The 14755-nt window shown below is 37.8% G+C and carries 13 protein-coding genes; 5 read left to right on the top strand and 8 right to left on the bottom strand.

Going from position 1 to position 14755, the window contains the following annotated elements:
• The first annotated feature begins 260 nt into the window (after positions 1 to 260).
• Positions 261 to 485, top strand: coding sequence for a hypothetical protein (locus CHI06_RS30100; RefSeq protein ID WP_179292802.1), 225 nt, complete (start codon positions 261 to 263; stop codon positions 483 to 485).
• 76 nt (positions 486 to 561) lie between these two features.
• Here CHI06_RS30100 and CHI06_RS27185 read toward each other — a convergent pair whose 3' ends face one another.
• The 4 genes from CHI06_RS27185 to CHI06_RS27170 all read right to left on the bottom strand — a co-directional run bounded on the left by CHI06_RS27185 (position 562) and on the right by CHI06_RS27170 (position 2749).
• Positions 562 to 801, bottom strand: coding sequence for a hypothetical protein (locus CHI06_RS27185; protein ID WP_095251764.1), 240 nt, complete (start codon positions 799 to 801; stop codon positions 562 to 564).
• Between the two features lie 192 nt (positions 802 to 993).
• Entirely contained in the window at positions 994 to 1215 is a 222-nt protein-coding gene (locus CHI06_RS27180; protein ID WP_095251763.1) for a helix-turn-helix domain-containing protein, read from the bottom strand.
• Between the two features lie 129 nt (positions 1216 to 1344).
• Positions 1345 to 1875, bottom strand: coding sequence for a competence protein ComK (locus CHI06_RS27175; protein WP_095251762.1), 531 nt, complete (start codon positions 1873 to 1875; stop codon positions 1345 to 1347).
• A 388-nt stretch (positions 1876 to 2263) separates the two neighbouring features.
• Complete coding sequence (locus CHI06_RS27170) at positions 2264 to 2749, bottom strand: sigma-70 family RNA polymerase sigma factor (RefSeq protein WP_095251761.1); 486 nt, start codon at positions 2747 to 2749, stop codon at positions 2264 to 2266.
• Positions 2750 to 4077: 1328 nt separating this feature from the next.
• On the opposite strand from CHI06_RS27170, the gene CHI06_RS27160 reads away from it, so the two are divergent.
• Positions 4078 to 4986, top strand: coding sequence for an aldose 1-epimerase family protein (locus tag CHI06_RS27160; RefSeq protein WP_257009478.1), 909 nt, complete (start codon positions 4078 to 4080; stop codon positions 4984 to 4986).
• Between the two features lie 474 nt (positions 4987 to 5460).
• Here CHI06_RS27160 and CHI06_RS27155 read toward each other — a convergent pair whose 3' ends face one another.
• Positions 5461 to 6300, bottom strand: a complete 840-nt coding sequence (locus CHI06_RS27155; RefSeq protein ID WP_257009477.1) for a hypothetical protein — start codon at positions 6298 to 6300, stop codon at positions 5461 to 5463.
• Positions 6301 to 6532: 232 nt separating this feature from the next.
• Positions 6533 to 7408 (bottom strand): sulfite exporter TauE/SafE family protein, encoded by an 876-nt coding sequence (locus tag CHI06_RS27150; protein WP_095251759.1) that lies wholly within the window; start codon positions 7406 to 7408, stop codon positions 6533 to 6535.
• Positions 7409 to 7800: 392 nt separating this feature from the next.
• On the opposite strand from CHI06_RS27150, the gene CHI06_RS27145 reads away from it, so the two are divergent.
• Complete coding sequence (locus CHI06_RS27145) at positions 7801 to 9393, top strand: hypothetical protein (RefSeq protein ID WP_095251758.1); 1593 nt, start codon at positions 7801 to 7803, stop codon at positions 9391 to 9393.
• Between the two features lie 148 nt (positions 9394 to 9541).
• Here CHI06_RS27145 and CHI06_RS27140 read toward each other — a convergent pair whose 3' ends face one another.
• Positions 9542 to 10975, bottom strand: coding sequence for an alkaline phosphatase PhoX (locus CHI06_RS27140; protein ID WP_095251757.1), 1434 nt, complete (start codon positions 10973 to 10975; stop codon positions 9542 to 9544).
• Positions 10976 to 11458: 483 nt separating this feature from the next.
• On the opposite strand from CHI06_RS27140, the gene CHI06_RS27135 reads away from it, so the two are divergent.
• Positions 11459 to 12718 (top strand): alkaline phosphatase, encoded by a 1260-nt coding sequence (locus CHI06_RS27135; protein ID WP_306453851.1) that lies wholly within the window; start codon positions 11459 to 11461, stop codon positions 12716 to 12718.
• Between the two features lie 144 nt (positions 12719 to 12862).
• On the opposite strand, the gene CHI06_RS27130 is transcribed toward CHI06_RS27135, so the two are convergent.
• Positions 12863 to 13669, bottom strand: coding sequence for a GNAT family N-acetyltransferase (locus CHI06_RS27130; RefSeq protein WP_095251755.1), 807 nt, complete (start codon positions 13667 to 13669; stop codon positions 12863 to 12865).
• A 203-nt stretch (positions 13670 to 13872) separates the two neighbouring features.
• Here CHI06_RS27130 and CHI06_RS27125 point away from each other — a divergent pair, with 203 nt between their 5' ends.
• Positions 13873 to 14415: a hypothetical protein gene (locus CHI06_RS27125; RefSeq protein ID WP_257009476.1), complete on the top strand. Its 543-nt coding sequence runs from the start codon at positions 13873 to 13875 to the stop codon at positions 14413 to 14415.
• Positions 14416 to 14755 lie beyond the last annotated feature (340 nt).

Genomic DNA, 14755 nt, shown 5'->3' with positions numbered 1-14755 from the left:
GAGAAGTGTTTGCAACAACACTTCTCTTTTTTATTATATGTCCATTATACACAAAATTATTCCAATAGAGAAGGGATTCAATCTTGTCTCCATGCACTGTAATTCCTCGGATTAACAGTCTTGACTAACCACTATCACCTTCTTATTCTTTCAGAAGATACTTCCTTTTCAAAGCACATGGGACTAATCAATAAACGTTATGCCAAAATACCAAGTATCGCTTAACAGGTCATGTCTATGAGAAACGTTTTTACGACTAGATGATTGAAGATAAGGTAGGAATGCTAGAGGTCAGCCGCCATATTCACTTAAATCCTGTAGAAGCAAAAATGGTTAGGAAGCCAGAATACTCCCCTTGGAGCAGCTATCATTTTTTTAAGCAGCCACAAGCAGTGGTACCTTCTTATATGAATATTGATAGTATATTGAATTATTACCTTGGGACAATAGAAGAAAAGAAAGGAAAGTACTTCCAATCTTTATAAGCATAACTAGTGATTAAAAAGTTTCATAGCAATCTCGTTAATAAGTGAACAGGGACCAGCTGTTTTATCGCTTGAATTATTGAAATTGAATGTGGTTAATGGCTAGAATAGCAGCCTTTGTTGGTTCATGGTCATCTCGACCGATGCCTATTGGAAACTCTTCTGATATATGTTGGACTTTACCTGGTCTTTTATTTGCAAACGCTTGGATGGTACCATCTATATAATGGAAAACCTCAATGTAATACAAATGGCCTTTGTGCTCGAATTTTCTCCATATATCCATTTTAACAATTTCACTATTTTTTTTGTGCATCTACAAACCCTCATTTACTTAGGAATAATCTCTGCAATTATTTTCTTAGCTATTACAAGATGTAAATGTTTTTTTAATAATTTTGGTAATTTGTTGAACCTATAAAAAAATAAAAAGATAACGAACTTGGTTTTGTTATCCGTGTTCGTTATCTTATATGAATCTCGTTAAATAAATACCTAGGATAAAAGATTAGTCGTCGACTTTTTTGAAAGTAATGATTTGATTCATATCGTCTATATCTAGTGCATCTGCTATACGGGCCAGATGCTGAAAATGTGCGTTGAGCCTCTTTTGGTTAGCTAATTCACTTAAAGCCGCATGTCGGACATCACTTTCACGGGATAATTCTCTTAGCGACATTCCTTTTTCTATAAGTAGTTCTTTTAATTTTACGACAACGATTCTACTCATAGTGCTCCTTACACCCCATCCATCCATTGGTATAAGGAGAAATTAACATAGGTATTTTTTTCATGTGGTACGTATAAGCGTACCGTTAGTGGTTTTTTCGAAAAGAACTACAAACTCCTTTTGATAATTCTACTTTCTAATTTTGGATCTTCTTTTCCTTACCTTTCTTGGCGGTTCAATAATAAAAGATATCGGGTTATTTGCATTTTCAATGGTAATTTTGCTTAACTGCTCAGCTGCTTTCCATTTGTGATTAAATGAAAATAGTTTGGAGTCAATGATAAGTGTTCTTCTATTTCGAAACTCTATATGTGTTTTTCGTTTAAGGCTTTGGGTTCTTAAGATATGGTAGGGATTAAACCAAATCGTATCTTCGTGTTTATGTGATTTATCGGGAAAGACACAAATGCTATGTATATGGTTGATCATGACAGGGCACATCATGTTATTCCCCATGATGATTTTGGAGGTATCCATGGCTCCTTTTAAATTGAATCCAATACATCTTAAACTATCGTCTAGTATTTCCATAGGTGAACGATCCACGATGAAAGCACAATCTAACTGCCTTACTAGGGTACATACTTTTCCATTTCGATCATGGAACCCAAACATGTACATCATATGCTGATTAATTAAGTAGTACTTTTCAATAGTCAATACATCACTCCTGAATTTACAAATTGAATTTTTTGTTGCTGATAGTAGTTAGAGAGTAAATGAAACTGGGAGTCAATGGTTGAAATAAATACTGTATTGTTTGTGAATACATGTTGAGGTGGTTATGACAATCTCTATCTTGGGATAGGTCTAGTTGCATAACAATGAGGCTAGAGCAGTAGTTTCATTTGATGAAAGGGATAGGTATAAGTGTTTTTTATTTTATACCGTTAAAGAAAAAATACCATATCTTACTTTAATAATTGTACCGTCTACGCGTACCATTGGTGGATAATTTGTGAATATTATCCGATTTTATCGAATATTGTAAGGTGTTAGTCCCGGGCAGTTTAGTTGATAAACGCACTGCCCAGGTTGAAAAGAATGTTTAATTTAAAACTTTTACCTTCAGTTTTCTTAGTGCTCCTAATTTCCATTGCTTAACGGCAGATACGGTTACATTTTCGCTTTCTGCTATTTCTTTAATGGATAGATGGTTTATATACGATTCCATTACCCATGTTGCTTCCTTTTCCGTTAGACCTCCACAATAGGTTTGAATGGTTTCCTTCTCAAGAAAAAGAGATGAATCCTGACCTTCAATCCCTTCCCAAAAATCCTCCTTCGGTGGAAGGATGTTTTTTTCCTTGTAGTGGTTGTTCTGTGTCATTTCAGATAACATTTTCCCCTTAATCGAGGTGTAGGCGTAATTCGAAAAGGCGCCTTTTCGTTCTTCGAAGGTTTGTGATGCTTCCCAAAGTGCTATTAACCCCGTCTGATAGAATTCCTGTTGATTTTTATAAATGTGCAAGGAATGCATAATCTTGTGAATCATCGGTTTATACTGTATAACTAAATCGTCAAAGCTCTCCACTGGTAAAGTCCTTCAGGCAGCGCGCTTCCGATATATTCCTAGGTAGCTTTACCATAATTCATCCAATGAGAAACTTCGAATCTAGGAAAATTGAATTTAGCATAGAAAAAGAGATTTAAAGGGTGAAATTCGATTCAAATTGGAACCAAAAGTCTCAAATATGATTTGTTTGTTGAAAAGTATAAGAGATAAAAGACCGTGGGGACGGTTCTGGTGGCTTCCTCATTAAAGGTTAGCTATATATTTGTAGAGTTCACCATGGCATTGGTTGAGGGATAGAAGAGAATGATTAAGAATAAAAGGCTATATCCACGACAAAAAATTCACTAGAAAACTGACCAGGTTCGTTTTTATATAAGGGTTCATAGCACTTTTAATCAAACGTTTGATTGGCGTTTCGTATAGGATATGTGAGTCAGATTATGACATTTACTAGTTTCTATTGTCTATTTTGAGGAAGGTCATAAATACTCTCTACTTTTCTTCGGCAAATTATTCATTCGAAAACAATAGAAAGTTCTCTTACTAAAGGGACTCATTGTCTATCTAATTAAACGTTTGATTAGTGGCATTGGGATTAATTAATCGATTGATTAGAATCGCTGCATATGTTGGCAATGCAGGGTTTTCACCTTCTAAGAAGCGTTGGAAAGTGTCGAAAAGATGATATAGTGAAAATGGTGATATGTGTATTAATTTAGTAAATGGATGCAAAAGAAGGGGCTTCTACCACCTTGCGGTGTTCGAAGCCCCTTCTTTTGCATTATAGGTCTGGTACCACGCCACTTTTACCTCAAATCTAGTATATTCACGGATATACTATTCTCAAAAAGTAGAGAAAAGAGAAGCTGCCGTTAACCCTAACTATTTTAATTGCAGATCATTCTCATTTAGTTCAAAAATGATTTCACTTTTGCTGGAAGCTGCCATTGGCTTAAGGTTTAGTTTTTCATCAGATACTCCAATTCTAAAGGTAGAGAAATTTGATTGAAAGGAGGGGGAGTCTTTTTAGTTGGATATGATGGTATTCTACAAGCTGTTGTTAAGAATCTTTCTAATAGAACTGTATTGGGCGCCTTTAATGTTTAGGAATTCCTTTGCCTGTCACTCCTCAGATTATTATTTAGGATTGATAGATTTTGTGATAACTAATATCAGTGATAATAGTATAGGAGCATTTCATCCTGCCAAACGAATCAGGAATATAGCTTAGCCGGACACGCAGAATTTATTGTGTAACATGGTTAGATAGAATATGTTTCATGCCTTAATAAAAGATTTAGTTAAAAGGAATTATGCCGGTCTTATGAGGATAAGATGAAGATGAAATGCGAGTACAAAGAGATGAGGGAAAAATGATGATTGTTATTGAAAATGATTGGTTGAAGGTTCATATTGTCAGACACGGAGCAGAAGTACGTAAAGTGACGCATAAGAAAAATGCGCTGGATTATATGTGGACAGGGGATGAGGCATATTGGGGACGAGTCTCACCTGTCTTATTTCCGATTGTGGGAAGGTTAAAGGAAGACCAATATCAACTGGATGGTCAGACCTACAAGATGTCGCAGCATGGCTTTCTGCGTGACGTTGAATTCGATGTGGCTGAGCAGACATCAACAACGGTTTCTTTTGTGTTTGAGTCTCTTGGCTCCTTCGTTCATGTATATCCTTACGAATTTAAAGCGATGATTCGATATAGTCTCAATGAGGACTCGCTGATTGTTCAATGGAAAATCCTGAATGAAAACAAGGAAGAGATGTATTTTTCCATTGGTGCACATCCTGCATTTAAGGTTCCACTAGTAGAAAATGAACCCATTGAAGATTACCATTTGCACTTTACACCTGCGGTAAATAAGAATGTGATGGAATATGAGTTAAAGAATTCCTTCATTCATGAGAAAGGGACAGCTAATGAACTTTCAACGATTCCACTCACAAACTCTCTATTTGCTCGTGATGCTCTTATTTACAGCAATATTGATAAAGTCACATTGGTATCTAATCAGTCGCGTCATGGTGTAGAAGTAATGTTTCAAGGTTTTCCGTTTGTTGGGATTTGGTCAAAATACATGGAAACAGATGGGACGATAGCTCCGTTTGTTTGCATCGAGCCTTGGTACGGCATAGCTGATACATATGATACAACAGGAAACTTAAAGGAGAAGTTTGGTGTGAATAAGCTTGGAGTAGGAGAAACCTTCCAAGCTGAATATATAATGAAGTTTCATTAAAGGGAGCCTGGGTGCCTGGGGGACGGTTCTTGTGGTCATGGAAAGATATGTAAGACCAAGAGAACCGTCCCCATGTACAAAACTGGAGCATCCGGATCTGAATTAAATCTATCGCCCGGCAAGACGATTGGTCGTTAATCATCGACAATCCTCTTACCTAACGATTAGGTGAAATCTATACTGCTGCTACATTCATCCCCTTACTAATCAAACGTTTGATTAGACCTATTCATGTCATACCTAGTCTACAATTGTAATAATCTATCCTTTTCTATAATTATATGAATTATAACCTTTAGAATCGAACAAATTCCTCGACAAAAAAGTCTTTTAAAAACAACTCAGAGTTCTTTTATTAAAAGGGTTTAAGCCACTATTAATCAAACGTTTGATTGGCAATATTGTTAGCAGATCCTGTCAAAAGCTAGGCTAAATGTGACTGGAATAACGACTATGTATGGCTCACTCCCAAAATTATGATTCGATGCTCAGCCAGTCATAATACATCACTTCGCCTGTTTCGAGTACATAGCGCATCGGCTTACTCTCGATTTCAGGTAATTGATCAAGATAGAGTTCTTTTAATTTGTTGGTTAATATGCCATAAAAGAAGGCAATTGGCTTACCTACTGTTTTGGTGGATTTCAGTTTACGAATCAGCTGCTTAAAGGAGTTGATGGCTATGCTGAGAATATCCTCTGTGTTTTGATCATATTCAAAGCGAAAAGCAGCGATTTGTACCATATGCCAATATTCTTCAATCGTCTTCGCATCAGTGAAGAAGTATTTTACGAGTTGGACAAAGGTTTGTGGAACTTTATCGCTAACAAAAGAATGATCGAGTTCCATCGGCGCTTCGTTACGTTTAGTATTCTCTTGATTATTAGTTTTTAAAAGATTAATAGTTTCTTTAGGGTGGTTCAATTTTTTCGCTTTAGGTGGTTCACTATGCGGGAAACGATTAAAACTATATAAGTTGCTAGACTGTGAACCATTTTTTCGTTCAGTTTCATGGGTGGTAAGGATACCCATCTCTTTGGCTTTGAGGATCATCCGTTTAAACGTTGAGCGGGAAATTCCATTCCCCTGATACTCTTCATTAATTGCTTTTAACACAGTCCCGATCTTAGCATTCGAAACTCCGGGAACTTTCACAGAAAAACGAACCAGCCTTTTCAAGCCGACAAGCTCCCCCTTTGAGAACTCCTGCTTCTTCACTGCTAACCACATCTCCACATGTGTATTGAACTCTTTTACACTTTTAAACTGAGAATACCCTTCAAACCCTTCAATTCTGCCCGATTTTAAATTCATAAAAATGCACCAGCCTTTCTACCCTTTATATAGGAATCTAGAGGGCAAAAGGACAGGGTGATTTGTAGAAAGTTGTTACGAAATTGTGTACTTATGTGTCCTTGGGGACGGTTCTTGTGGTCATCACTAAAATAAAAAGGCCAGGAGAACCGTCCCCATGTACTTCTGCATGTACTGAACAATATTATTGTTGAATAAAAAGTAAAACCCCTAGCTATCGCTAGGGGGATACTCATTGATTAACAGCTATAGACCGTTTCCGATTCTTTACTTGATAGATGATAGCAACCATCCATATTGCAATAATGAGAACGTACGTTAATGTAGCCAAAGAAACTGGTAATGAGACTGATTTAATAATTGTCATTGAATTGGTAAGGATAATAAATCCTCCCACAAGTACCCCTAGCATATAGGAAGGAACGATTCTTACAAGCCAAGCCGCTATAGGTGCTGCAATTACTCCGCCAATCATAAACGCTATGACCCATTGCCATTGGTACTGTTCCACTCCTAGAAACAGGATGAATCCTAATGTCGCTGATACAGCAATGGCAAATTCACTGGTATCTACCGTTCCAATCACTTTTTTAGGAGAAATTCCATTTTTTGCAATCAAAACGGGAGCGGTGATTGGACCCCATCCTCCGCCTCCAACCGCATCAAAGAAGCCGCCAACAATACCTAGAGGAGTTAAGAATTTAATTGAAAAGGTTGACCCCTGATTCTTAGATGGTAAATGGTTGAAAAATAGAAATCGGATTAGAATGTAAAACCCTAAAAGTATTAAAAAAACAGAGATAAACGGTTTGATCTTATCTCCTGGCAAACTGCTAAGAAAAGCCGCCCCTATAAAAGCACTAATCGCACCAGGGATGGTTAGTTTCCATAAAATCCTTTTATCTACATTTTTAAACCAAAGATGTGAAGCACCAGATGCTGCAGTTGTGGCGATTTCAGCCATATGAATGGAAGCTGAGGCAGCAGCAGGTGCAATTCCGAACATTAACAGTAATGAGGAGGAGGTTGCTCCAAATCCCATTCCCAAAGAACCATCGATTAACTGTGCGATAAAACCAATTACTGAAAAAATAATTAATTTATTCAATTCATCACTCCTTAAAACCAAGTAATCTTATGTGGATTATATGGTATGTTGGAGAGTTTGTAAATGTTTATTTTTTAGAAAATTTAATTAATTGGGTGTACATGGGGACGGTTCTGATGGTCTTTTTCTCCATTTCCTCTATAACTTGACCAATGGGAATGTTTCTGCTGGCTTTTTTACCCTAGGAAGAATAGGGTCAAGGTGTACATGGGGACGGTTCTGATGGTCTTTTTCTCCATTTCTTCTATAACTTGGACCGATGGGGACGTTTCTGCTGGTTTTTTTACCCTAGGAAGAATAGGGCCAAAATAAAATTTTGATAAACAGGTCCTTTTTTGAAAACAATAATCTGATGAACAACCGCTATTTGGCCGAATGAGTGAGGTAAGAAAATGACGAAAATTTGGAGAAGAATCACGATTATACTTATCGTTATCGTTTCAATCAACCATATGCCAAATAAAGTTGGTTCAGTAGAACTATCTAAATCCCTACAGGATCAACTCTTATTAAACAAAGATTTTCATGTCATTGCGTTTACTGAGAATCATCAGTTGAAACTTGAGAAGGTAGAAAAAAAGACAATGTATGGTGTACGTGATGAGAGTTATTTTCTTGCGATTAAGAAAAATGCAAATGAGGAAGCTGGATCTGCTATCGTTACTTTTCGTAAGGTTCCAACGAATGACGTATTTGTTTTCGTCCATGTTGATTCAGAAAACACAAACATAAATCTTACGCTGCAACAAAGCTTTTCTGGGAATTTGTATGAAAAATGGGAGCTCGATCAATCCACTGCTGACGTATATCCTAACAGAAAAGAATATAATGATCCGACTTCCAACAACTTTACTTATCTAGAATTTAATGATTCTGATAAGAAGAGCGGCAGTGTTTTTATTGGAGGTCAATACTTATTTAATAAACTAACACATACCTATTCAGATACGGGGAGGACAAGTACCGTATATGGGCTTTTATCAGAGAACAGAGACATCAAATATGAGAAAAATAACAAGGATTACAATTTTTCTATAACCACCTATGCTAACCAAAGTTCAGGGGAATCGTGGTATTTGATGAGCCACACTTCATTATTTAAGAATGAAGCCGCATATAGGATGGCCCAGAATATCGGAATTGATGAATACAAATGGCTTACCCCCACCGAGGTGATTGCAAAAGGTGTGGATACGATTTTTCCTAAACCGGAAATTGGCTTTGTCCGTTCATTCGTCCGACAAAGTGCCAAAAAATCAATCATTGCCTTTGAAGAAATACATAATCGATTCTTCGAGAATATGAACTGGAATTCGTTTGTACAGCTTGAGCAAATTAGAGACCGTGATGGATTATGGTATTCCAACTATACCAGTACATGGTTGGAATCCACATATGGTATTAGAACACATTATGTAGATTCTAGACATAATGATAATCTATTTCGAGCTCAGGATCGAAGAGCGAAGAACCTTGGGATTACTGAGTACAAAGATAATTATAAAGTATATGCCGATTTCCTCTGTAATAAAATGGAGGAGGGCTTTGTGATTAAAACAGAGAATGGAAAATTTCTTGTAGACTATTATTCAGACGAAGGTCTTACGCATGTTTCGTTAAATCATGCGTTAAGTCTAATGAATTATTTATACTATTCATACCAAAAATCGTCAGATAAAAAATACCTAAAGGCGGCAGATCAAATGTATCAAGCCTTAAAGGATACGGGGGACGCCTGGATGAATCCAGAGGGGAATTTATATTACCAGGTAAACGTGGACGGAACCTATCAATCCAACGATTATAAATTGGTAACCTATTACGACCTTTTATATACAAGGAAGCTGTTACAAGAAGTCAAAGGAGAAACAAGTCCAATCGTTGAAAAGTTAATCGATAAAAAAATAAATTACCTTCAAAAAGCGGACATCGACACCAAAGTAGATATGGACAAAATTGAAGATTACGTAGGGATAATTGAATAGGTTTCCAGGGGGACGGTTCTTGTGGTCATCGTAAAAATAAAAAAAGCCAGGAGAACCGTCCCCATGGGCATGGACATGGACAAAAAAAAGATGTAAACCATACATTGTGTTTTGGTTTACATCTTTTTTTGGTATTTTGTAAAATAATTTAAATCATTTTTATTCCGTGGCGCTCAAATGCTGCTGCTTCTAGGACGGACATACCTTGGGCCTCCGCAGTCTTTGCCACTTTTTCTGAAACTTTCGGCGCAAGATTCGCAGGAGCTGCAAAGGACATTTCCCTTGCGCGCGCAGAGTTTCTACGTTGGAACGGTCCCCAAATGGCAAATGTTTTACCGGGGCTTTGGATATTGACAAAAAGTGTGTTTCCATCTGGTGAGAAGGTTGGGCCGGCCAATTCAGAACCACTTAAACGGTTGGCGGCAAAAGGATAGACCTTTCCTTCTGGAGTAATTCCCATCAGGCGATCTTGGCCAGAGCCATCTTCTGCATACCAAAGGTCGCCCCAAGGAGTACAGCAGATATTATCCGGATATTCCATTTCTCGTGCATCATTTCCCTCATAGAAAAGCTCCAATGTATTCGTGTGAGGAACATAACGATAAACGCGTCCAAGTTTTTTGTCACCGGCAGAAGTGTCATCGAACCAGAAAACACCCTCTTGGAAAAATGCCCCCTCAAGTCTAGAGAACTTAATGCAGTTTTGTGCAGCAGCTTCCTCACGGCACATATGAGGATCTACTTTCTTCCAAACAATTTTAAATGTTTGGCCTGTTTTAAAAGTGCTTGCTGCTGGATCAGCTACCGCTTCAATCGCAGCTGCAAACAGCGTACCGCCTTCTTGTAACGCGCCAGGCTTTTGGTTCGTGTTATTTGGGATAAAACGGTAAAAATAACTTGGGTTCGCATCTTCAGTTAGGTATACATATCCAGTCGCTGGGTCGATTGCACAAGCCTCGTGAGAGAAACGTCCCATTTCCTTGATTGGCGTTTTGGACAATTCGTTTTCCGGTTGATGTGGATCTACTTCAAATACATAGCCGTGTGTTTCGGAACGTGTTTCTTCACAAGTTAACCAAGTACCCCAAGGTGTCGCTCCACCAGCACAATTTCGGATGGTACCTGAAGAGGTTACATATTCTTTCATAACTTCGCGATTTGGACCTACAACTAGAGCAGATGTACCACCTTTAGCAGCCGCATCATAAGGATTGCTTCCAAATGCTGGACCTGTCCCTAATTCATGATTACGAACAAGAATAGTTGTATTGTTTGGTCCTTCAAAAGCCGCCATCCCATCAAATGCTCCAGGGATTTTGCTTCCGTCTGTCATCAGGTCGCCTTCTATGGAAATTATTTTGTAATGAAAGCCTTTTGGAAGATCAAGAATTCCATTCGGATCCGGAACCAAAGGGCCATACCCGCCAAATCCGCTGGTTGGATTATCAGTAACATTCGCAAATGCTTTTGAACCGAGTCCTATTACTCCAGTCGAACCAAGAGTAAGGGCAAGTGCACTCATTCCTCCCGCTTTTAAGAAATTTCTTCTGTCCAAGCCATTAGTAGAATTTTGATTAGTCATACCTCATCTCTCCTCATCTATGTATTTTTAAATCTAGTAATAGATTAAATTGAAAGTATTAAGGATAAACCTGAATTTTGTAAAGATTCAGTAAAAGTCTAGTTAAGTAATGTAAATGTGACCTTGGGGACGGTTCTTGTGGTCATCGTAAAAATAAAAAAAGCCAGGAGAACCGTCCCCATTGAACACCCATTGAACATTGGTGACCTTGGGGATGGTCTAAGACTTTTTAAATTGGTTATTGGACTAGGTGGGTCTGGTAGTTTTACGAATGTGTAAGAAATAATAAGTACTTTTTGAGTTTTTGTTAAATAATTGTATTTCATTAAAATTTACTCTTTTTCTATGCTATAACTTGATTAATGTTAGTTGATAACGTTGGTTTGATTAAACGAAATAACTACCTAAATTTGAAAGGTGCTGTTTTATTTGTTAAATTCCACCGTTCAGTTACATGATTTTAGTTTAAATCCATTGCCTTCCATGTTAAACCATTCGTTCAACAGAATGAAGAAAGTAAAAAATATTATCCTACTAATAGGGGATGGAATGGGTTTTTCGTACACGACCGGTCTTCGTTATTTTAATCATGACTCGCGAATGGGACTCATGAATCCTACTTTATTTGATCAATATTTTGTCGGCACACAATCGACCTATTCATTAGACGCAGAAAGTAACATTACCGACTCGGCTGCAGCAGGTACTGCTTTAGCAACAGGCTATAAAACCTATAATGGTGCCCTTGGATTAAATAGTGAAAAACAGGCGGTTCCGAGTATCTTAGAATATGCCAAATTTCGTGGTAAATCTACTGGTCTAGTAGGAACGAGTCAAATCAATCATGCTACACTTGCGGCGTTCGCCACACATCATGAATCCCGGGACAACTATCATGAAATTGCTGATGATTATCTGGATGAACGAATAAATGGCGAGAACAAAATAGATGTCTTGTTAGGGGGAGGAGCCTCCTACTTCGCTAGAAATGACCGTAATTTAGTTGAAGAGTTTATGAAAAATGGTTTTGGTTATGCCACAAATTCAATTGAACTTTTGGCAGATCGGAACGAGAAATTGTTAGGCTTATTTGCCCCAATGGAACTTCCTAAACACCTCGATCGCTATGCAACAACGATACCTTCTCTTTCGCAAATGACCAATGCTGCACTTAATCGCTTGCAGCAAAATCAAAATGGCTTTTTTCTTTTGGTAGAGGGAAGCCAAATTGATTGGGCGGGGCATGACAATGATATCGTAGCTGCCATGTGTGAGCTGAAAGACTTTGAAGCAGCTTTTCATGTGGCCATACAATTTGCATTAAATCGGGAGGATACCATCGTTCTTGCAACAGCTGACCACTCCACTGGGGGAATGAGTATCGATCGAAATGATAACTATAAATGGAATCCATCGGTAATTAGATCCGTCAAATCAACCCCGTCCGTTATTGCATCAGACATGCATAAAACAAAAGAATTAGCTAGGATCACACGTCACATGCACCTATCTCTTCATCTAGAAGACTTGAAAACGATCCAATCTACATTAGAAATGGAAGTAGAAGATACCAGGCAGGCTCTCATTGACATCATCAATCACTATACCAGTACCGGCTGGACGACAAAGGGTCATACCGGTGAGGATGTCCCCATCTATGCATATGGTGTAAATAGACATATGTTTAGTGGAAGAATGGAAAACAGTGATATTGGTAGGCTGCTGTTTGAGATGATTGATTGAGGGTTCTAGGGGGGGGGCCGGGTACCAGGGGGACGGTTCTTGTGGTCATCGTTATAACTAAAAGCCAGGAGAACCGTCCCCATGTACACGAAAACTGCGCAACACTATAGTTGGTAACTTAGGCATTTTTCTACTCCTCAACTCTCAATCCTTCATCCAAAATGAATTAATAAATATAGTCCGAAATCCAACTTTCAACATATTGTTATGGCTTGCCGAGCCGAACTCTGCATCTGTATAAATCTTCGTTAATCCCATTTCTTTCGCTGCTTTTATTCGGTGGTGTAGCAATGTTTTTTGAACACCTTTGCCCCTATGTGAAGGGAAGGTAAAATCATTTGCGATATAGCCTTTCTGTTCGTGGATAAAGAGAGAGCCCATTCCTACAGCTTCCTGACCGATATATGCTATGTAATTTTGAAAGATAGGCTCAACGAAATATTCAGCTTTTCTATTGATTAGTTCATCCACTATTTCCATTTCATTCGAACGTGCTATGAGATGAAGGAATTCCACTACATTTTCCTTCGTTACTTTTACAAGTTTTATTTCTTTATTATTTTCATACTCATCAAAATGAGGTGCTATCTCTAAAAACACCAGTTGTTCAGCACAATAGAACCCTTTACTCATTAATGTTTTTGCGACTTCCATATTTATATTATTAGGCGTCAAATCAAAGCATGGAGTTATTTGTTCAGAATCGTAATTAGCCAAAATTTCATCTATTTTATTCAAATCGTTTAATCCAAAGCCCTTAATACGATTGTAATAGATGGAACTTGGTGATTTGGTGTCAATAAGTAATCTACAATCCCCAACTTTTTTGAACTGTAGATCTTTATCCACGGGAGAAAGTGCTCTTTTTGAGTTGAACGCAGTTAGTGCTAGTTCCATTTCATTAATGCTATCTACTTCCAACAATACATTTTGTTTGTAATCAGATATCATATTTCATCCGCTCCCATATAAAAAGTCGATAAAACCGATGATAACTTGGATAATTATAACATAATCTTTTGTACGGTCTTAACGGTAAAGGGAAGGGGTTATCAACCTTCGATAAATCCGTGTTTATTCAAACAAAGACAGCATGTGGTTTATAATTTAAGTGTCAAAGAATATAAGTTTACTAGCAATAGGGGGGGATTTAGTTGAAGGTAAAGTTTTTAATGGCTGTACTCTGTTTTGGGGTAATCGTGGTAATTTATTTTTTTGCATCCACTCCTACTAGTCCGATTATTCCTACTACATCGTTGGAAAAAAGCATCTGTGAAAGAATATCAGCACAATTTGGTGATTGTAAACAAATTCTTTTGTATGATTCTAAATCAAATTTAGTTTTCGCTGAGAGTAGCTCGGGAATCATTCCAGTGCTGACCAATAAAAGTTTTACCGATGTTATAAAGTTTATTTATCCCGAAATGGATTTCCAGGAGTTCAGCGAGGGGAAAGTGGAGAGAGGACCAATTGACTGGCGAGTGAATAATAAGGTATCAAAGGATTTTTCCATTATCTACGGATTTGCCGAAGACGATGCCAAGACCATTGTTATAAATAGTGAAGGCAATATACAGCCAAACCGATTTTTTGTCAGGGACAACTTGTGGGTTTGGTATATCAAGTTTCAGGAAGATAAAGTTACATTGCCAGTTAAGGTAACCGTTTATGATACAGATGGGCAGATTATTAAATGAACACGGTGAACAGAGTTTTGTCTGAATTTCTGTGCCTGTGGTCACTACCCAAGTTTTGTCGAAGAATGATAGGTTGTTAGTTAGGTAAAGAGTGTTAGAATAGAGTTGCAGCTGAATATTGTTGGGGTGGCCGAGTTGTCAATCTTCTTTTCCTTGATTAGGGAAGGAGGTGATAATACTGGAAACTTTTCTTGATATCTTACGAGAAATTCTAAAGGGAATTGTGCGTGAAATTAGTGCATATTTCTTTCGGAAAAACGTACTAGAAAACAGGAAAACCACCCCGCGCCGTAGGAAGCAAAAGGGTGGTTCTACAAATAATCCACTTTAACAACCACCA

The organism is Bacillus sp. 7884-1, assembly GCF_002272245.1.
Taxonomy (GTDB): Bacteria; Bacillota; Bacilli; order Bacillales; family Cytobacillaceae; genus Neobacillus.
Note: the sequence above shows the minus strand (reverse complement) of the source record. Positions and strands in the feature narration are given on the sequence as shown.

Coding starts and splice junctions, on each gene's coding strand:
- CHI06_RS30100 (WP_179292802.1), top strand. CDS start 261: ATGATTGAAGATAAGGTAGGAATGCTAGAGGTCAGCCGCCATATTCAC.
- CHI06_RS27185 (WP_095251764.1), bottom strand. CDS start 801: ATGCACAAAAAAAATAGTGAAATTGTTAAAATGGATATATGGAGAAAA.
- CHI06_RS27180 (WP_095251763.1), bottom strand. CDS start 1,215: ATGAGTAGAATCGTTGTCGTAAAATTAAAAGAACTACTTATAGAAAAA.
- CHI06_RS27160 (WP_257009478.1), top strand. CDS start 4,078: ATGCGAGTACAAAGAGATGAGGGAAAAATGATGATTGTTATTGAAAAT.
- CHI06_RS27155 (WP_257009477.1), bottom strand. CDS start 6,300: ATGAATTTAAAATCGGGCAGAATTGAAGGGTTTGAAGGGTATTCTCAG.
- CHI06_RS27145 (WP_095251758.1), top strand. CDS start 7,801: ATGACGAAAATTTGGAGAAGAATCACGATTATACTTATCGTTATCGTT.
- CHI06_RS27140 (WP_095251757.1), bottom strand. CDS start 10,975: ATGACTAATCAAAATTCTACTAATGGCTTGGACAGAAGAAATTTCTTA.
- CHI06_RS27135 (WP_306453851.1), top strand. CDS start 11,459: ATGTTAAACCATTCGTTCAACAGAATGAAGAAAGTAAAAAATATTATC.
- CHI06_RS27130 (WP_095251755.1), bottom strand. CDS start 13,669: ATGATATCTGATTACAAACAAAATGTATTGTTGGAAGTAGATAGCATT.